Genomic DNA, 22,322 nt, shown 5'->3' with positions numbered 1-22,322 from the left:
ACTACTAAGTATTGTTATATTTGTGGTCTTAATTAGTATAAAAATGAAGATTTCTTACAACTGGATTAAACAATTTATTAAAACCGATTGGACTCCAGAACAAACTAGCGAATTACTGACCGATTTAGGACTTGAAGTAGAAGGTTTAGACCTTTACCAAAGTGTAAAAGGTGGTTTAGAAGGTGTTATAGTAGGCGAAGTTTTAACTTGCGTACAACATAGTAATGCTGACAAACTAAAAGTTACAACAGTAAATATAGGACAAGAACAACCCATACAAATTGTATGTGGCGCGCCAAATGTTGCTGCTGGCCAGAAAGTACCTGTTGCTACTATCGGTACAACACTGTACACGGAAGAAGGTGAAGCTTGGACTATTAAAAAAGGGAAAATCAGAGGTGAGGAAAGTCACGGAATGATTTGTGCAGAAGATGAGTTAGGTTTAGGAAAATCTCATGATGGTATCCTAGTGCTACCTGAAGATACTAATATTGGTACAGCCTGTGCCGATTTATTTGAGGTAGAAAACGATCAAGTTTTTGAAATTGGTTTAACACCAAATCGTGCGGACGCTATGAGTCATTATGGTACAGCACGCGATCTAAAAGCAGGATTACAACAAAAAGGAATTACTATAGAGTTAATTACACCAAGTGTTAGTGCTTTTCATGTGGATAGTAGAACACTTAAAATTGATGTTGATGTCCCTAATAAGGAATTAGCACCAAGATATTGTGGTGTTACTATTTCTGGATTAAAGGTTGAAGACTCTCCAGAATGGTTAAAAAACAGACTAAAAGCTATTGGTTTATCTCCTATTAACAATGTTGTAGATGCTACTAATTATGTTTTACATGATTTAGGGCAACCACTTCACGCCTTTGATGCTAATAAAGTAAATGGTAATAAAATTGAAGTAAAAACATTACCTACAGGCACAAAATTTACAACTTTAGACGGTGTAGAGCGTGAGTTGCATGAAGACGATTTAATGATTTGTAATGCTGAAAAACCAATGTGTATCGCTGGTGTTTTTGGAGGTATAGATTCTGGTGTTACCGCACATACGACTAACATCTTTTTAGAGAGCGCCTACTTTAATCCAGTAAGCGTACGTAAAACGGCAAAACGTCATGGATTAAATACAGATGCTTCTTTTAGATTTGAACGTGGTATTGATCCTAACATAACAGAATATGCTTTAAAACGTGCAGCTTTATTAATCCAAGAGATTGCCGGTGGAGAAATCACTAGTGAGATTGTAGATTTTTATCCAAATAAAATTGAAGACTTCCAAGTTAGATTAAGTTTTGAAAAGGTAACTAAATTAATTGGTCAAGAAATCCCTACCGAAACGATCAAATCAATACTAACGTCGCTAGATATAAAAATAAATAGTGTAACAGAAACAGGTTTAGGCTTAACTATTCCTGCATTTAGAAATGATGTGACACGAGAAGCAGATGTTATTGAAGAAATTTTAAGAGTCTTTGGTTATAATAATATTGAAACCAATTCTAAATTAAATGCTTCCATATCAAACGCATCAAGATTTGAAGATTACAAATTACAAAACGTGGTTGGTAATCAATTAGCTGCTCAAGGTTGGTTCGAGATTATGGCTAACTCCTTAACCAGTGCCAATTATATCACATTATCAGAACAGTTAAAAGCAGAGCATAACGTCGAGATGTTAAACCCTTTAAGTCAAGATTTAGGTGTGATGCGTCAAAGCTTATTATTTTCTGGGTTAGAAGCTTTAAGTCACAATATTAATAGACGTCAATCTAATTTAAAGTTTTTTGAATTTGGAAAAACGTATCACGACTACAACGGAACACGAGAAGAATACAAACATTTATCATTATTTATTACAGGTTTTAAAACTGAAGAAAGCTGGTCCAATGCACCACAGGCTAAAACAAACTTCTTTTTCTTAAAAGGAAGTATTGCTAGTACGCTAGACCGCTTAGGCATTTCACGTTACCAAGAAAGTGCGACGACAAGCGATGTGTTTTCTGAAGGATTACAGTTAAAAATTGGAAGAGACACCTTAGTTAATTTTGGAGTTTTAAAATCTAAAATAACCAAGCATTTTGATATTACTCAAGATGTGTTTTATGCTGATTTTAATTGGGACACTATTATTGAGGTTGCTAAGCGCAATAAAATTAAGTTTACGGCTATTCCTAAATACCCAGAAGTACGTCGTGATTTTGCATTGCTTTTAGATGACAACGTTACGTTTGACAGCTTACAAGCTATCGCCAAAAAGACAGAGAAACAATTACTTAAAAAGGTTAACCTGTTTGATGTCTACCAAGGCAAAAACTTACCAAAAGGAAAAAAGAGTTACGCCCTTAGTTTTACTTTTATGGACGAACGCCAAACACTTACAGATAAAGTGGTTGATAAAATCATGAATAAACTACAAAATAATTTTGAGCGTCAGCTTGGAGCAGAATTAAGATAATTATGGAATCACTTAGAAACAACAAGCTTTATAATTTATTTACAGGACTATTACTTCTTGGATTTGGTAGTTATAGATTATACCAGCATTTTACTGCTAATCCAACGTTAGACACGTTTAGGTTAATTATATCAGTGGCCTCTATTGGTTATGGTGTGTATGCACTTTATAATTATACACAGTTAAAAAAGCAAGATTAAAACTAAAAAAAAGCCTTCAATTAAATTGAAGGCTTTTTTTTATTAAATACTATTTTCGCTTTATACTTTCATTTTTTTAACAAAATCATAGCTTTTATTTCACTTTACTTATACTCTATTTTTTTGTATCTTTAGTAAACACCATAAATACAATAGATATGACAGATTATATAAAAATTTTTGAAGGTGATTTTATAATTGTTCAATTACTAAAATCACGATTAGAAGACGTTGGCATCAATCCCGTAATTAAAGATGAAAATGAATCAGGTCGATTAGGCGGTTTTGCAGGCTCTAGACTTCCGGAAGTTTATGTTCACAAAAGTGAATTAGAAAAAGCAACTCCCATTATTGAAGCTATTAAAAGTGAAACAGAAGCATAAAAAAAACGCTTCATTCTATTTAAGGATGAAGCGTTTTTTATTAGACTAATCAAATACTATTTTACTAACTATGCTTTTGGAAGTAATACAGCATCTACAACATGAATCACACCGTTTGATTGATTAACATCTGCAATTGTTACTTTAGCAGAGTTACCATTTTCATCCGTTACATAAACATCGCTTCCTTTTAACCAAGCCGTTAACGTACCTCCTGAAACAGTTTCAATCATTGTCTTACCATCTCCTTTTTCGATTAATCCTAAAATAGCTTCTGCACTCCACTTTCCAGAAACAACATGATACTTCAAAATAGTTTGTAACTGTTCTTTGTTTTCTGGTTTTATTAAAGTTGCCACAGTCCCTTCTGGTAATTTATCAAAAGCTGCGTTTGTTGGAGCAAATACTGTAAAAGGCCCTTCGCTTTGTAATACACCTGCCAATTCTGCTGCTTGTACTGCTGCAACTAAAGTGGTATGATCTTTAGAGTTTACTGCATTTTCTACTATGTTTTTTGAAGGATACATCTCTGCGCCTCCGACCATTTTAGTGTCTTTTGTCATCATTTTGTCTTGCGCTAAACCTAAATTTGCTACAAACATTACACTAAGTCCTAATACGATTTTTGATAATTTTAATGTTTTCATAATTTTAATTGTTTTGATTTTTATGTTTGCCTTATCTACGCAGCAGTCTAATGATTGGTTTTATAAATATTCCGTTTAACACGCAATTAACGTTTTAACTCATCCTAAAAATCTGGGTTTATCCCAATAAAAAAAAGCCTTCAGAAGGATCTGAAGGCTTTTTTTTATTTTACTATTTATAATATCAAATATTATCTAGTATACATTTTATCTCGTAATTCTTTAATTTTTGGATCTTGCATATAATCATCAAATGTCGCATATCTATCAATAACCCCATTTGGTGTTAATTCCACGACTCTATTAGCTACCGTCTGTGCAAACTCGTGATCATGTGTTGTAAATAACATGGTTCCTTTAAAGTTTTTCAAAGAGTTGTTAAACGCAGTAATACTTTCTAAATCCAAGTGATTTGTAGGCTCGTCTAATTGTAATACGTTAGCTCTTGTCATCATCATTCTAGATAACATACAACGTACTTTTTCTCCTCCAGATAAAACATTACATTTTTTTAGAGCTTCTTCACCACTAAAAATCATTTTCCCTAGGAAACCTCTAATATTAACTTCTTCACGCTCCTCTTCCGTTTGCGCCCATTGACGTAACCAGTCGACTAACGTCATATCGTTACTTTCAAAAAATGAACTATTATCTAATGGAAGATAAGATTGTGTGGTTGTAACTCCCCAATCAAATTTACCAGCATCCGCTTTTAAGTTCCCATTTAATATTTCATAAAAAGCAGTCGTTGCTCTAGAATCTCTAGAAAACAAAACGACTTTATCTCCTTTTTGAAGGTTTAAATGGATGTTTTTAAACAACACTTCGTTATCCAACGCATATTCTAATCCTTCAACATTTAATATTTGATCTCCAGCTTCTCTATCACGATCAAAAATAATAGCAGGATAGCGTCGACTTGTACGTCTTATATCCTCAATATTAAGTTTATCAATCATTTTCTTTCTACTGGTCGCTTGCTTACTTTTTGCTACGTTAGCAGAAAAACGACGAATAAAATCTTCTAACTCTTTTTTCTTCTCTTCCGCTTTCTTGTTTTGTTGCGCATGTTGTCTTGCTGCTAATTGAGACGACTCATACCAAAACGTATAATTACCTGAAAAGTGGTTGATTTTACCAAAATCGATATCGCTAATATGCGTACAAACGGCATCTAAAAAGTGTCTATCGTGAGATACCACAATAACACAATTATCATAATTAGCTAAAAAGTTTTCTAACCAAGAAATAGTTTCGTAATCCAAGTCATTGGTAGGTTCATCCATAATAAGCAAATCTGGATTTCCAAAAAGTGCTTGTGCTAATAACACTCGTACTTTTTGTTTACCATCTAAATCTGCCATTAACGTGTAATGAAACTCTTCTTTGATTCCTAAATTGGATAACATTGCTGCAGCATCACTATCTGCATTCCATCCATTCATTTCTTCAAACTTAACTTGAAGCTCTCCTATTCTATCTGCATTTTCGTCGGTATAATCTGCGTACAACGCGTCTATTTCAGTCTTAATTTTATAAAGCGCTTTGTTTCCTTTTAAAATAGTTTCTAAAACGGTGTCTTCATCATGCTTGTTATGGTCTTGTGTTAAGACCGACATACGCTTTCCTGATTCTAAATGTACCTGACCAGACGTTGGATCTTGTTGCCCAGAAATAATTTTTAAAAATGTTGACTTCCCTGCTCCATTTGCTCCAATAATCCCGTAGCAATTTCCATTATTAAAAGTGGTACTTACTTCGTCAAAAAGCACACGCTTACCGAATTGGACTGATAAATTTGATACTGATAACATATACTTAGTTTTAATTTTGTGCAAAAGTAGAAAATTAAGCCGAAATAGAAGCTATACATTACTGTTTAATAAGTTTTAACAACGCGTTAACACGAGAACAATAATGCAAGGCATATTTTTGTTTTATATGATTTGCCCTTATAAATTAACATATGTCTTATAGACCCCTATTTTATACATTAATCTGCCTGAGCGTTTTATTATCTTGTAAAAAAGATAAGAACATTATTGAGGAAAACTCAGCGTTTTTTGGTGGCGAAATTATCAATCCAAGTAGTAATTACATCATTTTATACAAATCGTCGGATATAGTAGACACGGTTTATTTGGACTCGAAAAATAGATTTAAGTATAACTTCAAAAATTTTGAATCCGGTTTATACAATTTTTATGATGGTAAAGAATCTCAAGCATTTTTAATACAACCTGAAGATAGTATCATGATTCGTGTTAACACGATGGAATTTGATGAGTCTTTAGTATTTAGTGGTATTGGAGAAAAAGAGAATAATTATTTAATGGAATTGTTTCTGGAAACAGAAAAACAAGAACAAGAAGTTTTAGAAATTAGTCAATTAGAACCTAAAGAGTTTGACAAGAAACTTTGTGATATTAGAAAAATAAAATTAGAACGCTTAAAAGCCTTTTCGCTTAAATATAACACATCCGAGTTATTTAACTTGTTTGCTAACGCGAATATAGATTACAATTATTACTATAGTAAAGAAGCTTACCCTTTTATAAACTACAGTAAAAATGAAAGTGAAATATTTGATAATCTTCCTGCAAACTTTTTCGACTTTAGAAAAGATATCGATTATAATAATAACACCTTAAGAGATTACAGACCTTATGTGTCCTTTTTAAGGTTTCATTTTAATAATATTGCTTTACAAGAACATTTTAAACATTCTGAAGATGACACTTACAATAATCAATCTTTAGATTACAATTTAGATAAGCTAACCTTAATCGAGGAAAAAATAACAGATACCTTTATTAAAAACAGATTACTATATTACAACATGATTAAGTTTATCAATGTTTCAAAACGTGTGGATGACTTTGATACACTTTTAGCCTCTTTTCAGGAAAAAAGCACTAATAAAGAACAAAAAACTAAAGCAAACCTATTAGTTAACTCTTATAAGCTTTTAAAACCAGGACAGATGATTCCTGATTTAATAGTCATTGATAAAGATGAAGTCACGCACCATTTAAAGGATATCATTAATAAGCCAACACTTATTTATTTTTGGGATGTAGCAGATCGATATCATTTAAAAGTATGCCATGAACGCGCAAAAAATCTTCAAAACAAATATCCTGAGTTTGATTTTATTGCCATTAGTATAAATGCTATAAGTAGTAGAGAGCAAGGAGAGGTTTTAAAGCGTCACCGATTAGGCCATATCAACGAATATCATTTTAAAAATGTAACTAAGGCGATAGAGAATTTATCAATAAAGCCTATCAATAAGGTATTTATAGTTGACAAGGACGCTAAAATTGTTAACCCTAAAGCTAATATGTTTGACATAACTATTGAAAATGAAATGTTAGCCTTAATTAATAGATAAAACACCTTTTAAAGTATAAAAAAAAACGCCTGCAATCGCAGGCGTTTTTTTTTATTTAAATTATGTAGGTATTACTCTTTTTTATGATCGTCTTGCACCTCTTCATCTCTATACTTACAGCAATCGTGTATAGAGTTATAAGCATCGTCTGTAGCTTTCATCGCTTTAGTATCATGCCCTACTCCTGCCACACTTGCTTCTATTGTCTTTAAGTCTGTTTTCCTTTCGTCAAAAATCAATTTTAACTCATGTGTCTCCACACTCCAAATGGCACTTTTGACTCCTTTGGTTTTAAAACATGCTTTTTCAATTCTTGCTTTACACATTGCGCAAACACCGTCCACTTCTAAACTTTCTCTCTTATTTTTGTCTTGAGCAAAAGTGACTGTTGTAGCAATCATTAGTAATACTAATACTAGTTTTTTCATTTTATTAGGTTTTATTATATTTTATTTCAGTTTATATCTTAATCCTGCATAGTACATACTTCCAAAAATGGGACCATATACAAAGTTAGTATCAAAACTTGAGCCAAACGGATTCTCCGCGCTAACTATGGGGTTACTTTGTCTAACATTGGTAATATTTTCGCCTCCTAAATATACTTCAAATTTTGGAGAAAACACTCTTGTTATTTGTGCATTCAGGGTTCCAATTGTATCAGAATAATCATCTAACTGATATTGTATTGGGTTACTATTTGTTGAAGAGAAGCGTTGTTCACTCAACCAATTATACGTTAAATCAAACTTCCAATTACTATTATTTCTAATTTCGGTTTCATAGGATGCATTTGCAAAAAATCGGTGTTTTGGTGTTAACGGTTTTGACAGCTCTCCTGTTTGATATTGCGTTTTAACATCATAATATTTATAAGCTGTTCTAAAATTAAAATGTTGAAAAGCATTATAATTCAATTCGACTTGAAAACTATTAGCATAACTATCGCCTTCCAAATTGTAAAAGCTTACTTCTTGTGCATTTTCTAAATCTACAACCACCTGATTCTGAAAATCTGTACGATAAAAATCAAAAGTGATATCTGCTGCTCTTCCAAACAAATTAAAGCCTTGTAAATAAGAAACACCATAATTCCAAGCGATTTCCGGATCTAAACCATAAATATTACCGGTAGTATTTAAGATTGAAAAATTACGAGATGAGGCAAATAAATTCTGATTTTCAGCAAAGATATTCGCACTACGTTTACCACGCCCAGCAGAAGCCTTAAATGCCGACTTGCTCCAAGGTGAATATCGCATATGTAATCTAGGGGTAATAAATTCGCCTAACAAATTATGAGAATCTACACGCAAACCTGCTGTTAATGTAAACAACTCTAAATTATCGAATGAATATTCAAAAAAGCCTCCAAAACTACGTTCTGTTCTTGCAAAATTTTGAGCAATAGCAAACTCGTCATAAGCATCATAAGTAAAATTGACTCCTGTTTTAATTTTATGCCTAGAGTCGTCAATAATAGAATTATAAGTCACGTTAGAATAGATACTGGTATGCTCTATATCATATTGATTCAACCCAAAGTAAGACTCTTGTTTATGATTACTAAGCGCAAACTGCACCCCTAAACTTTGCCAAGGAATTTCAGGATTAACATAACCCAATTTTGCAGACAACTCATAACGCTTGGTATCAATCTCACTTCCCCAAGCATTTGTTGTTAGCTTATCTGTCTCTGGATCAAAATCCAACTGTCCAGACTGCTTGTCATCACTTAAATAGCGTAAATTAATAAAACTAACAAACCCTTTTTCAGGATCAGTATACTGCCAACGGTTCATGACATTAACTTGGCTATATAATGGCATATCCATAAACCCATCGTCATTAACATCATGTTTTTCTTGATGTGTATTACCATGCAAATATAAACCAGTACTCCATTTGTCCGATACTTTAGTATTAAAGTGCGTATTTAATTCTAAACGCGTGCTACTTGCGCCATACATATTTAAAAAAAACGAATTATCTGTCGATGGTTTTACTAACTCGGCATTAATCTGTCCTGCAATACTCTCAAAACCATTAACCACACTTCCTGCACCCTTAGTAATTTGGATACTTTCTACCCAAGTACCAGGTATAAAACTAAGTCCAAAAGCTTGAGAAGCACCTCGGATAGAAGGTATATTCTCTGTTGCAATTAAAATATAAGGGCTAGATAAACCTAGCATTTTTATTTGTTTGGTTCCAGTAACTGCATCACTAAAATTAACATCAATAGATGGATTTGTCTCAAAACTTTCTGCCAAGTTACAGCACGCCGCTTTTAACAATTCTGCACTACTAACCAATATTGTATTTTGCGCTCTAAGATATGATCTAGCAGATGCTTTTTTCCTTGACTGCACGACAACCTCATCCAAGTCGTTAGTCGGATTAAGAAAATGTTTTATTGGTTTAGAAGAGGTTACATTAACTGTATCCGATTTAAACCCTACATAACTAATCACAAGTTGTTTGTACTCTGGTTGATATGGTATTGTAAATTGCCCATCAATGTCTGTAGATGTTCCAACAGTAGTCCCTAACCAGATCACATTAGCTCCAAATAATGGTTGTTGATTGGTGTTTGGATCAGCTTCATGTATAACACCCGATAATTGAGTTTGACCAAATGTAATACAGGGTATAAAACTTAATAAAATAAATAACTTTTTCATAATTAATTATAGATTTTAATTAGCATCCAAACAGCCATTATTAGCATGATTGTATTTTCAATAAATGTCGCTTTAGTCATTGGTAGCTTTAACGCGGTCCCTAAGCAAGCACATTGTATGGCTTTTTTACTTAGTAAAGTTTTAGTAACACCAATCGTCGTAATTCCTAATATTACTATGGTAACAATCAATGCTAAAGGAATTTGCAAGCGTGTTAAAAATAATACCCCTAATGCTAACTCGATAAACGGGTAAACAAAACCATAACTTGGAATAGCTTTGGCTAAAGGATCATACATTTTAAAACTTTCAGGAAATCCTTTTAAATCTAATAGTTTAAAAAAGCTAAACACAATATAAAATAAGCCCATAAAATCTAGCATGAAACTAGAACCATCCCATGGTTTATAATTTATTATTATAGCTGCTGCTGAAATATAACCAAAGATTAAAAACAAAGGAAACAGTTGTTTCCACTCACTTTTTTGGTCATTAATTGTGCCTGAAGCGGTCAATACTTCTTTTGACTGTTGTCTGTCTTGTATTTTAAACTTATCCGATAAAGCACCTTGTAGTTGCTCTATAGGAATACGTTGAGAGAGGTGTATTGTAGCTTCGGCTGCCTCTAAATTAACCGAAACATCTGTAACGTGTTTAATTGATTGTAAAGCTTTTTCAACTGAAGCCTTACAACCATTACAGGTCATGCCTGTAATTGTATAATTGTGTGTCATTATAAATATGATTTGATAAAATTAACTTTTAAGATATTCCGCTTAAGCGAAACCTAAAAAAGTATGCTATCAAATAATATAAACATCGTGAAGGACTTGAAAATCTATAATCAAGTTGGGTGGTGCATAGTTTTTATGCGGAATGCTTTGTTTTGGTACACTTTCAAATAACTGAGGATATACATAAACAAAAGCGGTAATAAAAAGTTGTGAATTAAGATCTAGATCGTCAAACGTGTTAATCTTTAATTGATCTTGTCCTTGAAAAACTTCAATTTTGTTTGAACAACACGATTTCATTTTAACACTAGACACCGTTTTATCTGCATTTACACCACATTGTTTAGCTTTAGTAAAAACAGCAATATCCACTAAACGTTCTCCACAATAGTTACTCTCTACAGTAAAAGATAATGTTGAAACCAACACCACTAATGCCATAACAAAAGATACACCTTTATGAATAATAATTTTTATCACTTTGCAAAAATACAAAATAGTTTAATGACAAACATAATTAAAAAAAGGTTTAACATGATTTTGAAAGTTAGCACAATAATTTCGGAACAATTAATGTTAAGTTATATCTTTGACAACTAAATACTAATTTTCCTATGAAATTTAAATTAACGCTATTATTAACCTTTATAACCTTGACCTTTAGTTTTGGCCAAGACAATAGGGCGTTTAAAGCAGGAGAAAAACTAACCTTTTCTGCCGCTTACAATATGTCTGGTATCTTAACTGATATAGCCGAAGTTAAAATGGAAACGAGCGATATGAAAACCAGCTCTTCTACTTTATTACATTTAAAATGTACTGCAACCACCTACAGTAACTTTGATAGTTTTTTTAAAATTAGAGATTTATATGAGAGTTATGTAAACCCAAGAACGATTGCACCTTATCTATACAATAGAGAAATTAATGAAGGTGGTTATTACAAGTATGTTAAATACAAGTACAATTATAAATCTAATAATGTAGAAAGTTTAATTAGAAAGAAAACTAAAAAATCTAAATCTGGATTTTGGGATAAAAACGAAAAAGTTAAAATAAATGGAGGTACAAGAGATATTGTCGCAACCATTTATAAAATTAGAACCCTTGATATTAAAAAAGCACCCGTAGGGGCTTCTGATACTTTTACTGTTTTATTTGATAATAAAGAAAATAAATTCCGTTTTAAGCTATTAGCCAAAGAGACTATTAATACGGCTCTTGGTAAAAAACTGTGTTATAAATTAGCCATTAGTGCCTCAGGAAGCAACGTCCTTAAAGGAAGTAATGCTAATATTTTATGGTTAACAGCAGACGAAAACAAAGTCCCTGTTTATGCCAAGTTTAAAATAGCAGTTGGAAGTGGTGAGTTAAAAATAAAATCTGCAACAGGATTAAAAAACTAAGATACAATGAGAAAAGGAAGTATAATTTTAGGATTAATTTTTGCTGTATTTGCAGTAATACTAGCTGTTTTGCCTTTATATAAATTATCTTTTATCCCGGCAATACTGGCCTTTTTATTTGGTTTACTCGCCTTTTTTAAATCTAAAAAAGAAGCTAAACCAACACATGTTATTCAGGTCATATTTTTGCTAACCATTATTAGCATAGCATTAGCGACGTACAAAACAATATTTACTATTTCGGAAGTTGGAGATACTAAAGAGCTACAACAAACGGAAGATAAATTAAACGAGGAAGCACAACAAGAGCTAGAAGATATAATCATTCTAGATTAAGCTACTAATCTTTAAAATTAAAAGTCGCTCCACCGTAAGTGCTATTTAACACTTGCCTAAATACATATTATAAAAGCCTCTAAATTTTAAATTTAGAGGCTTTTAATCTTTCGGAATAATCAAGATTTATTTCCTACTTTTTTATGGTCCCTAAAGACCTCACAATACAAATGAGTAACTTCCTAAATTTTAATACCTTTTATAGTAATTACGCCTTTGTTAAAATGAAACAATAAATAGGTAAACATTTATATTTTCTCGTATTTTTGGATGCATAACCCTTTTTAAATATTTTTAAATGAAATCTTTACTTTCGATAGCCTCTTTAAGTCTATTATTTATTGCGTGCGGAAGCTCTCAAAAAAACAAAACAACAAGTAACCAAGTTACAACAGACCCAAGTATCTATGCAGCGACTATAACGCAAGACGACTTAAAAACCGCTTTATATCAATTTGCATCAGATGAGTTTGAAGGTAGAGAAACAGGTGCCGAAGGACAAAAAAAAGCCATTCAGTTTTTAAAAGAACATTATATCTCTTTTGGTGTCCCAGCTGCTAAAAAAGATGGCGATTACTTTCAAAACGTGCCTTTAGAAGTACAAAACAAACCAGATGTTGCGCTTACAATAAATGAAAAAACACTAAAAGATTTAGAAGATTTTGTATCCATAAATCCGATGGAAACTAGTCAACTACAAGCAACAGAGATTGTTAATTTGGGCTACGGAATACAAGATGATGCTTTTTCTAATTACGACAACGTAGATATTAAAGGTAAAGTTGTGTTTTTTATAAATGGTGAACCTAAAAATCCAGATGGTACTTATGTTATTTCTGGCACCAAAGACGCTTCTAAGTGGTCTAATTTTAGAGAAGAGTTTGCATTAAAGCGTGATTTAGCAAAAGAAAAAGGAGCTAAAGCTGTACTATATTACAACCCTGATGTTTTTGCTATGGCTGCCTTACGTTATGGGACATCAAGTGGTCGAATGAGTTTAGTAGGAAAAGAAAAAAACATGTTTTACTTTTTAGTAAATACACAAACCGTAAAAGCCTTATTTAACAAAGACGTGACTAGTTTTGATAAATCGTTTAAAAACGAAACAGTACCCACTAATTTAAAACTAGACTTTACTAATAACTCCAAAGCTTTAGCTTCAGAAAATGTAGCTGCCATTATTAGAGGATCTGAAAAGCCAGACGAATATATTATAGTGTCCGCACATTTAGATCATGAAGGGGTTAAAAAAGGAGAAGTCTATAATGGTGCAGATGATGATGGTTCTGGTACCGTTGCTGTATTAGAAATTGCACAAGCTTTTGCCAAAGCAAAAAAAGAAGGTCACGGACCAAAAAGATCTGTCGTCTTTTTAAACGTTACAGGAGAAGAAAAAGGATTACTGGGTAGTAGACATTATACAGACAACGATCCTATTTTTCCATTAGAAAACACGGTCGCTAATTTAAATATTGACATGATTGGTCGTACAGACCCTGAACGTAAAGAAGGTGACCGAAATTATATTTACTTAATTGGAAGTGATAAGTTAAGTACAGAATTACATGATATATCAGAAATGGTCAATACCAAATATACTAATGTGGATTTAGATTACACGTATAATGACGATAACGATCCTAACCGTTTTTACTACAGATCAGATCATTATAACTTTGCAAAAAACAACATTCCTGTCATTTTTTACTTTAATGGTACGCATGCGGATTACCACAAAGCCAGTGATACTCCAGATAAAATAGAATATGACTTATTAGAAAACAGAACCCGTTTAGTATTTTACACCGCTTGGGAATTAGCCAATCGCGAAGATAGAATTACAGTTGATAAAGGAGAATAAAAAGTACGGATATCCCGTAATATTTGCGGGATATGTGGAACAAAAGTGACTATATAACGAGTTGGTGGTAATTAAAAACTCAATACTGAATGACATTCGAAAAAGATTTCTTCATAGCCTTAAATAATTGGCAAAAAGGATGGAAAGAAGACCCTAAATTAAAACTAGAATTTGAGAATAAAATAATTGAAGCTTGTAAAAATATTCCTTTAAAGTACAAAGTTTGCAAAGATTCTTGTTATAGAAAACGATTTATCCATAAAGGAGATTTAGTTGATATTTTTTACAATAACGAGAAAAACGAAGGATTCACAAGTTGGACAACTGATAAAGCTTACGCAGAGTTTTTTAAAGGAAAGTATAAAGATAATGCAGTAACAGCTGCAATATTTGAACATAAGCCAAAAGAAAATGAAGTGATTTTGAATATTAATAAATTATGGGAATGTTCTGAATTTGAAAAGCAACTTAAAGCGTTTAGTATTGAAAATATAGATGATTGTAAAGCAATATATCACTTCAAAGACATTCAAGGAGAAGTTATATTAAATGTTCCTCTTAAAGGTAATGAAATATACGGTTTGACAGGAATATCGAGCCCATTTGATGATATTTGTGATAGCGCTAATATTTCTGAAGAAGATAGACCTAAAAAGTTTAAGGAATTAATTGATAAAGGTGCATATATCGAAGAGATAACTTATGTCAAAGGAGAAGCTGCAAAAAACGCTATTAATAATACGATTTGGCAATTTCACGAGCTATTAGAAAATATTAAAGATAAAAAATAACTACCACCAACACCGTATATAATTTATTGCTGGTTCTAGCCTGCTTACGAAAACCCTCGCGGATTTTCTATTCGGTTTTTATTTGCTAAATCACGTTCTTAAACACGCAACAAACCATATACAAACACGTTGGCAACAAGCTGAAAAAAACCGGAACTGAATGAAAATCTCTTGGAATATTAACGAATCTGATATTCAAAAAGTAAAAAATGTTATGAAAGAAAATGACAATTTTTTCTTGAAAAATCGGAGAGAAAGAAATGTCGAAAAAAATAACATTGAGATAAATAAGAATATCATAATTCTGAATTTAATGATGTGTCTTTTGACATCTCAACAACGTTCGGGACCAAATTCTGTTGTTGGAAAATTTTTAAGCTTAAAACCCTTCCCAGTTACGTCTGAATTAATCGCTGAATCGGAGAATATAGAATCATTAATAAAACAAATTCTACAGAAAAACGGACTAACAAGATATATCAATAAAATATCCGCTTTTTTTGCAGAGAATATTGAGAGAATTGAAAATGAAAATTGGAATTTAATATCGAAATTAGAATTCTTAAATGACAATCAATCCAAAGAAACTGAAAGAGAATTAGCGGATTTTTTAAATGATTGGCTTAAAGGTTTTGGACCGAAACAATCAAGGAATTTTCTTCAAGCTTTAGGATTGACTAAATATGAACTTCCGATAGATTCGAGAATTGCAAGTTGGCTAAATGATTTTGGATTTCCTGTAAGTTTGACTTCATCACCTTTGAGCGATAAAGGATATTATCACTTTGTTTCAGATGTAATTCAAGAATTGTGTTTAAAAGCAAATGTTTATCCTTGTGAATTAGATGCAGTAATATTTTCGAGTTTTGACAATGACGAATGGACTGAAAAAAATATAATGCTCTGAAAAAAAGCCTGATTGCCAATCGAGTAGACGGCTCCGACTAAAATAGCCGGAGTGCGCCTCTCACACCACCGCACGTACGGGTCTCGTATACGGCGGTTCACCAAATTGAAGTTTGCGTATTATTAATATAATCTAACAAAGGTTTATACCCTTTTCGTTTAAGCCTAGAAGTTGTGATAGTAGTCTTTAAAATAGGACTTTGAATAACTGGCCAACCTCCTATTCTGTTTCTACTGCAAGCATAAACTTGTCCAATCACCCCAAATAAAATAACTGATAAACTTACTTGCTCAAGTAATTATGCCTCTGTATACGATTTTTGTTTAGATTATGCTGAGCGTAGCCGAAGTATCAGTACCGAGTTTTGTAGTGGTATTTGCATATTAAGCAATCACAAATAGCCTTAAGATGTAACCTCGCGGTTTTCACCCTTGCGACTTACTAATGCTTCATAAGCCTGTCCTGATCGTATCCGAAGGGTTACTCCTGCGCATAAGAGACTTGCACCTTCTAGATTAATTATTTACCTTTCCGTAAATAAAAAGACGCCCATGCTGGGTACACACATCGTGTATAATTTATTGCGATTTAGTGCTTAATCAAAGTACGTTGCATGTTTGTAACGTCTGATTTTCCTGTGGAAAATCCTCGCATACAAACCCGCAACTATTCTTATCCACAAACGTTAGGCACAAGCTGAAAACCAACGACATTGAACAACGAATTAATAAGTATTTTAAAAGCCATTTTAGCGACTTTACTCTATCTGACTGGAATTGAACTTATTGGTTCTTGGTTTTATATTGTAGAAGCAATTGAATTTGAAAATTACTATAAGTACTACTTTTTAATTCAAGGATTTCTTCAACTATTAGGAGTTCTAATTTTTATCTATTTTATTAAAAATCAAAATTTCAAATATCTGATTAAGAAAACTAATCGGAAATGGTATTTATTCGCTGTTATTTTAGGAATTTCATTTGTGCTTATGCAAACACCTCTAAAGTGGATTTACAACATATTGTTCGAGACTGAATATTACATTGCTTATAGATTTGATGGCTTACCAAAATTCAAGAATATAAATTTAATTGCTTCAATTCTTTTGATTCCTATTGGAGAGGAATTATTTTTTAGAGAATACATTCAGAATAATTTACAGAAAAAGACGAATACGATCGTCTCCATTTTATTAGCTTCAGTTTTATTCGCCTCGATTCATTCACCTTATATGAATTTGATATTGGAATCGTCTAAACAAGATTGGCATTTGTTTTATTTGACAATATTTGGCGGAATAATTTCGGGAATTCTTTATTTTAAATCTAAATCTATTGGACCATCTATTATCTTTCATATGTTTTGGAATTTAATGGTAATTATAGTCTGAATTGAATAAAAACTGTTGCCAATCCAATAGACAGCTCCGACAAAAATAACCAGAGTACACCTCTCATACCAACATACATTCGCAACGACATTGATCCTCTCGTCTCTATGACTACTAGCAATAAAGACGAGAAAGACATATGTGAATTCGTAAATCATCACATCAAAAAACTTGCCTCCTTTGTCTCTATTTTCTAGTTTAAGTATAGGCTAGCACTTGTGCGCCTTTACGCATTTTGAAGAGAAATGCAGCCCTCCTTTCCTATTTGTAAGACCATCTAATGTATTAGCCCAACGCGTGTCCTGTAAGCACTATGACCTCTGCTGATTACTCCATATAGTCAACTCGCAACTTTGGATACCTTAACCACGAACGACATCTTCTTTCATGTAATTACTATCGTTTCTAAACACTTACCCAATTGGTATTATCTGGGCATTATTAAAATGTGTTGGCTTACCCCAATAATTAGACCTCTGTTGACAATTCCTGTTTAGTTTCTATTAAGCACACACAATGTATATAAAAACAGGGCTTTAATCGAAAAATAAAAACAATCTATTTATATTTAGCTCAGTATTGAACCGAAACAAAAGTGCTTATCACATGCCATACATTTCTTATACTAAACGGCTGTGATATTAGAAAAAAACAAAAATCATATAATATGAAAAGAAAATTTATTCATCAAAAAGGTTTATCTAATAAATTTTGGGATATTGATTATTCAGGAACAACACAAAAGGTAGTTTATGGAAAAATCGGAGCAAAAGGAAGAGAAACGGTAAAAGAGTTTTCGAATGAAGTGGAATGTATAAAATCATCGGAAAGTTTAATCGTTCAAAAAACAAAAAAAGGGTATACCGAAATTAAGGAAGGAGCCAAAATACCAGAGAAAAAAGAACTTTCAGAAAACGAAAAATCAGAAATTCATTTTTGGAATGCAATCGAAAAATCGAATAAACATAAACACACACATTGGAACGAATACGACCTTGAAGAACATATTGAAAGCCTAACAGAACATTTATCTAAATGGGGAAAAGAACGTTTAGTATCTTTTGAAAAAATATTTCAAGAAAAGTTAGTGAAATTATACACCGCTGAAATTGCGGAATTATATATTATTTTAAACAATGAGTTTGAATTTAAAGACGGAGTTTATACTTTAGACTCATATCTTTCAGTTGATGGATTTTTATATTTTAGATGTTGGATTTTATTAAAAGGAAAGACGTTTTTTGAAGATATTACAAAAGATATAAACGAATTTATAAGTGGGAAATATAGTTTTGATATAGCTGATTGTTGGGCTGAAGAATTAATGTATGTTTCTGATGAAGCTTATTCTGAGAATCACGAAAACAAAGACGAATCCGAAATTAGAGATGCCGTTTCAGAACTCTTTCCTAAATTAAATTATGATAATGGAGAATTTAGTCTAAATAGAGAACCTAAATCAGGGAAAGAATTATTTGATCAATATCCTGAATTGGTAAAGTCTATGTGTGAATTACGAGAGCAATAAAACGAAAACACAATCGAGTAGACGGCTCTCCCCATAATTGAGGAGAATACCCCTCTCACAACACCACACGAAAGCAACTACGTTAATCTTGCGACTCTATTAACTCAGAAGCGTATACAGCGGTTTAAAAATCATCACCTCAAAAGGCCTTTCTTCTTTGACACTTTCTTCTAGCTTAAGTATAACGGACATGCTCCAAAACCTTACTCCTGCGCATCAGAGACTTGGCCACTCTTGATTAATTATTTACCTTTCGGTAAATTAAAAGTGATCCATACAGAGCACACAAACCGTATATAAATCATAGGAGAAATAGTTCTAAATTCAATCTTGATAGCCTATAACAAACCTAGTGCTTAAACGAAAGTTACACCCCAAATAAACAGCTATATTTCAACAACTTAATACATGCTTCATTTACAAAAAACACTTAAATAACATCTTAATACAATAACCTTATGAAAAAAATAATTTTACTACTTCCTTTAACATTCATTCTTCTAATAACAAGTTGTAAGAATACTCCTGAAAAAGAAATAATAGTTGAAACAAAAGAAGAACAACCTAAATCAGAATTAAAATTCACAAATGAACAATTTTATGATGCAGAAGGAAACTTTTTAGAAGAAAAGGCAAAAGATGCATTAATAGAAATGATGGAATACCATAATTATCCAATTTTTGATGGCTTACGTGAAAAAATCTGGCTTACAGATTACAACAAAGGAGACTATGCCAATTTAGGGTTAGCTTCTGTTATGTTTGTAAATAATGAGAAAGACCAATATATGCTAATGGATATTTTTCTACTACCTGGTCAAATGCTAGGAGAACATATGCATTTTGAAGCCGACGGAAATCCTGCCAAAATGGAAGGTTGGCTAGTAAGACATGGTAAAAGTTATATTGCAGGAACGGGAGAAAACAATCGTGACCAATTTCCTCAAGTCATTGTTCCAAAAACACATTGGGATGGAAAAGTAACTGCTAATCGAATTGTTGAAGCTAACGAAGGTGATTTTGATTCTTTAGCAATAGTCGAATCTGCTCATTGGCAAATGGCGGGTCCTGAAGGTGCTGTAATTACAGAAGTTGGAAATGTACATACAAATTCTGGAGTACGTAGATCTGACCCTGATATGAATTAAACCAAAAAAAACAACAAATACAATCAAGTAGACGCCTCCGACTAAAATAGTCGGAGTGCGTCTATCATATTTAGTTATAAAGAAAATTTAAGTGGCGAAAACGGGTATTATATAGAAACAATGTTTTATGTAACTGACGAAAAATTTATAGATAATGATGCTTTTAAATCCTCTATCTTTAGGATTACTGAAACAGCAGTTGAAGAATATGATTTTGCCAAAACAATTGACTTTATTACTGTTAAAAAAGCATCTAATATCTATTCCGAACATAGAAGCGAATTATTACCTATATATAAATTGAAAGCAGTTACAGAACACATTAAGAATAAACTTAGAAAATAAAATGTGGCTATTTTTTATTACTACTATTAGAAAATGATATGAAAAAAAAACATGTAATACTGGTTATTATTCTTTGCATAACTATGCTAGAATCTTTTAGTCAACAAACCAAAACTGTAACTACCGTTTTTGAGTTATTTAACTTGTCTCCTGCAGGTTGTGATGTTTCAAATTATGAAGCGGAATCTGAAATGTCAATAGAAAACTTTAGTAATCAAAAAAAGAAAAAAGAAGAGAAAGGAGAAGATTTAAATGTAATAATGGAAAAGTATACGTCTTTGTTTAAAAGGAGCAATACCATTTCTGAGCAATTTGAAAAAAAACCAGAACCTATAGTTACATTTAAAAATGGTACGCATTCTTTTAAAAAAGATAATAAATATGGGTTGATAACTGCTAATGGTAATATCCTAATGCCCGCACAGTTTAACACAATCATTCAAAGTGGAGAAACTGGTTTTGTTGCTTATAAAAATCAACTCTGTAATTATTATTCAAATGATGGTAATAAAATATTAAATAGAGACTATTTTTATATTAAACCAACTATTAAACAGTCATTAATTGTTCAAACAGAAAAAGGGTTTGGCTTATTGACAAAAAAAGGCAAAGTTCTTATTGAACCGGGGTACTACCAAATTGAGGAGGTTGATAAGAAAGACCAATTTTATTATTGGATACTCAAATCAAAGCATAGTGGTTTTTATTTAAGTGAAAACACAAAAGATACAATACATTTAAATATACCTCCAAAAGAACTAAATTTTATAGACTCCGAGTATTGGTATAGATATGGTAATTTGATAAATATCAAAACTAAAAAAAGAGTAATATGTAATCGATATAATATAGATGTTTTGAGTGCTAAACATCAGCTTTCTAGCATTAAGGACTCAAAAACTAAATTAAAATACTTAATGAAACACAATGGTGATTTAGTAACTAATCAACCATTTGTTAAAATACAACGCTTTAGAGAAAATAATTTAGCAATTGCTGCAATAAAAAAAGATAATAAAGCTGTTTATGGTGTTATAAATCATAAAGGAAAATGGATAATAAACCCTCAATATTATAGATTACAGTTTTTAAATGACACGATGCTTAACGCTACTAATATCAATGACCAGTCGGGTATCATCACTGTGAAAAATAAAAATATAACTGCTTTTGAATATAGTAACATTCGAAAAATAAATGAGCATTACGCGTTGGCTATCAAAGAAGAAAACAAATTAGTCCACTCTGATATTATTGATTTGCAAAACGGAAAAAAAATAAAGGAGAACTTACCCTATTATTCAATTTCGCAAACTACAAAATGTGATACAGAAACCTTTATTGCAAGCGTAAATAGACAAGAATCTGTTTTAAATAGTAAATTTAAAACCATTAGCCCTGCAAGTTACACACGTGTGTATTATGGCAAAAATAACACCTTTGAAGGAACAAATTTTTTAGAAAATAATAAAAGAGAAAGCCAAATTTTTAATTGTGATGGAACACTGCAAACAATTAAAATTAATAATAAAAAGTATGACACTTTTTACAGTTATGAAGAAATAACCCCTAATCTTCACCATGTACTATTATCAACAAGTAATGGTTATTTTATTAACGCCAAAGCGCAAGTAATTAAAAACAATACGCATTGGCAACACATTGAATACAGTAATTCAAAAGATCTATTTATAACCATGGGATATGGAGGTAAGTATGGCATAATAAACAGTATGGGAGAAACAATAATCCCTCCAATATTTAAGTTTATAAGTGCATTTGATCCAAAAACAAAACTAGCTAAGTATAATTTTGATAAAAAACAAAAAGGCTATATAACTGTGGATGGCACATTATTATTTGGCACAAAGTATGAAGATACAGAATTATTAAATTATGATCTCTTTAAGGTTAAAAACAACGACCATTTTGGTGTTTTAAACAAAAATGGACATGAAATAATTCCAGTTAAATATTCAAAAATATGGCTTAATGGTGGAATTATATATGCTCAATTAGGAAAAGCATTAAAACAATTTGATTTGATGGGAACCCCTATTAATTAATTTAAAACAAAAAAAAGACGTTTACAACA

20 protein-coding genes are annotated in these 22,322 nt (G+C 31.8%); 14 read left to right on the top strand and 6 right to left on the bottom strand.

Going from position 1 to position 22,322, the window contains the following annotated elements; translation table 11 throughout:
• Nucleotides 1-43: 43 nt before the first annotated feature.
• From pheT to E9099_RS13170, 3 genes are all read left to right on the top strand, one after another.
• On the top strand, nucleotides 44-2,473 hold the full coding sequence (gene pheT / locus E9099_RS13180) for a phenylalanine--tRNA ligase subunit beta (protein ID WP_136584018.1): 2,430 nt from the start codon (nucleotides 44-46) through the stop codon (nucleotides 2,471-2,473).
• Nucleotides 2,474-2,475: 2 nt separating this feature from the next.
• Nucleotides 2,476-2,673 (top strand): hypothetical protein, encoded by a 198-nt coding sequence (locus tag E9099_RS13175; RefSeq protein ID WP_136584017.1) that lies wholly within the window; start codon nucleotides 2,476-2,478, stop codon nucleotides 2,671-2,673.
• A gap of 158 nt (nucleotides 2,674-2,831) precedes the next feature.
• Nucleotides 2,832-3,056, top strand: coding sequence for a DUF2007 domain-containing protein (locus E9099_RS13170; protein ID WP_240788900.1), 225 nt, complete (start codon nucleotides 2,832-2,834; stop codon nucleotides 3,054-3,056).
• A 68-nt stretch (nucleotides 3,057-3,124) separates the two neighbouring features.
• Here the strand turns inward: E9099_RS13170 and E9099_RS13165 are convergent, their stop codons facing one another.
• Complete coding sequence (locus tag E9099_RS13165; RefSeq protein WP_136584015.1) at nucleotides 3,125-3,703, bottom strand: fasciclin domain-containing protein; 579 nt, start codon at nucleotides 3,701-3,703, stop codon at nucleotides 3,125-3,127.
• Nucleotides 3,704-3,894: 191 nt separating this feature from the next.
• On the bottom strand, nucleotides 3,895-5,517 hold the full coding sequence (locus E9099_RS13160) for an ABC-F family ATP-binding cassette domain-containing protein (RefSeq protein WP_136584014.1): 1,623 nt from the start codon (nucleotides 5,515-5,517) through the stop codon (nucleotides 3,895-3,897).
• Nucleotides 5,518-5,669: 152 nt separating this feature from the next.
• Here E9099_RS13160 and E9099_RS13155 point away from each other — a divergent pair, with 152 nt between their 5' ends.
• Nucleotides 5,670-7,097: a TlpA family protein disulfide reductase gene (locus tag E9099_RS13155; protein ID WP_136584013.1), complete on the top strand. Its 1,428-nt coding sequence runs from the start codon at nucleotides 5,670-5,672 to the stop codon at nucleotides 7,095-7,097.
• 71 nt (nucleotides 7,098-7,168) lie between these two features.
• Here E9099_RS13155 and E9099_RS13150 read toward each other — a convergent pair whose 3' ends face one another.
• The 4 genes from E9099_RS13150 to E9099_RS13135 all read right to left on the bottom strand — a co-directional run bounded on the left by E9099_RS13150 (nucleotide 7,169) and on the right by E9099_RS13135 (nucleotide 10,995).
• Complete coding sequence (locus E9099_RS13150) at nucleotides 7,169-7,525, bottom strand: heavy-metal-associated domain-containing protein (RefSeq protein WP_136584012.1); 357 nt, start codon at nucleotides 7,523-7,525, stop codon at nucleotides 7,169-7,171.
• A gap of 21 nt (nucleotides 7,526-7,546) precedes the next feature.
• Complete coding sequence (locus E9099_RS13145) at nucleotides 7,547-9,781, bottom strand: TonB-dependent receptor (protein ID WP_136584011.1); 2,235 nt, start codon at nucleotides 9,779-9,781, stop codon at nucleotides 7,547-7,549.
• A 2-nt stretch (nucleotides 9,782-9,783) separates the two neighbouring features.
• Nucleotides 9,784-10,515 (bottom strand): heavy-metal-associated domain-containing protein, encoded by a 732-nt coding sequence (locus tag E9099_RS13140; RefSeq protein WP_136584010.1) that lies wholly within the window; start codon nucleotides 10,513-10,515, stop codon nucleotides 9,784-9,786.
• A 69-nt stretch (nucleotides 10,516-10,584) separates the two neighbouring features.
• Complete coding sequence (locus E9099_RS13135; RefSeq protein WP_240788899.1) at nucleotides 10,585-10,995, bottom strand: HYC_CC_PP family protein; 411 nt, start codon at nucleotides 10,993-10,995, stop codon at nucleotides 10,585-10,587.
• 134 nt (nucleotides 10,996-11,129) lie between these two features.
• On the opposite strand from E9099_RS13135, the gene E9099_RS13130 reads away from it, so the two are divergent.
• From E9099_RS13130 to E9099_RS13085, 10 genes are all read left to right on the top strand, one after another.
• Nucleotides 11,130-11,921: a DUF3108 domain-containing protein gene (locus E9099_RS13130; protein WP_136584009.1), complete on the top strand. Its 792-nt coding sequence runs from the start codon at nucleotides 11,130-11,132 to the stop codon at nucleotides 11,919-11,921.
• Between the two features lie 6 nt (nucleotides 11,922-11,927).
• Nucleotides 11,928-12,257 (top strand): FUSC family protein, encoded by a 330-nt coding sequence (locus tag E9099_RS13125; protein ID WP_136584008.1) that lies wholly within the window; start codon nucleotides 11,928-11,930, stop codon nucleotides 12,255-12,257.
• 298 nt (nucleotides 12,258-12,555) lie between these two features.
• Nucleotides 12,556-14,118 carry a M28 family peptidase gene (locus E9099_RS13120; protein WP_136584007.1) on the top strand — a complete coding sequence of 521 codons (1,563 nt, stop codon included), beginning with the start codon at nucleotides 12,556-12,558 and terminating at the stop codon, nucleotides 14,116-14,118.
• A gap of 89 nt (nucleotides 14,119-14,207) precedes the next feature.
• The gene (locus tag E9099_RS13115; protein WP_136584006.1) at nucleotides 14,208-14,909 is read left to right on the top strand and encodes a hypothetical protein; all 702 of its coding nucleotides are present in this window, start codon (nucleotides 14,208-14,210) and stop codon (nucleotides 14,907-14,909) included.
• Between the two features lie 160 nt (nucleotides 14,910-15,069).
• The gene (locus E9099_RS13110) at nucleotides 15,070-15,816 is read left to right on the top strand and encodes a hypothetical protein (protein WP_136584005.1); all 747 of its coding nucleotides are present in this window, start codon (nucleotides 15,070-15,072) and stop codon (nucleotides 15,814-15,816) included.
• 712 nt (nucleotides 15,817-16,528) lie between these two features.
• Complete coding sequence (locus E9099_RS13105; RefSeq protein ID WP_136584004.1) at nucleotides 16,529-17,206, top strand: CPBP family intramembrane glutamic endopeptidase; 678 nt, start codon at nucleotides 16,529-16,531, stop codon at nucleotides 17,204-17,206.
• A gap of 667 nt (nucleotides 17,207-17,873) precedes the next feature.
• The gene (locus E9099_RS13100; protein ID WP_136584003.1) at nucleotides 17,874-18,734 is read left to right on the top strand and encodes a DUF4240 domain-containing protein; all 861 of its coding nucleotides are present in this window, start codon (nucleotides 17,874-17,876) and stop codon (nucleotides 18,732-18,734) included.
• A 458-nt stretch (nucleotides 18,735-19,192) separates the two neighbouring features.
• Entirely contained in the window at nucleotides 19,193-19,882 is a 690-nt protein-coding gene (locus E9099_RS13095; protein ID WP_136584002.1) for a hypothetical protein, read from the top strand.
• A 120-nt stretch (nucleotides 19,883-20,002) separates the two neighbouring features.
• Nucleotides 20,003-20,227: a hypothetical protein gene (locus E9099_RS13090; RefSeq protein WP_136584001.1), complete on the top strand. Its 225-nt coding sequence runs from the start codon at nucleotides 20,003-20,005 to the stop codon at nucleotides 20,225-20,227.
• A gap of 83 nt (nucleotides 20,228-20,310) precedes the next feature.
• Nucleotides 20,311-22,293 (top strand): WG repeat-containing protein, encoded by a 1,983-nt coding sequence (locus E9099_RS13085; protein WP_168800753.1) that lies wholly within the window; start codon nucleotides 20,311-20,313, stop codon nucleotides 22,291-22,293.
• Nucleotides 22,294-22,322 lie beyond the last annotated feature (29 nt).

Origin of the sequence: Psychroserpens sp. NJDZ02, assembly GCF_004843725.1 — a bacterium.
Classification (GTDB): Bacteria; Bacteroidota; Bacteroidia; order Flavobacteriales; family Flavobacteriaceae; genus Olleya.
The sequence above is the reverse complement of the archived record's forward strand: the minus strand, read 5'-3'. Positions and strand labels throughout refer to the sequence as shown.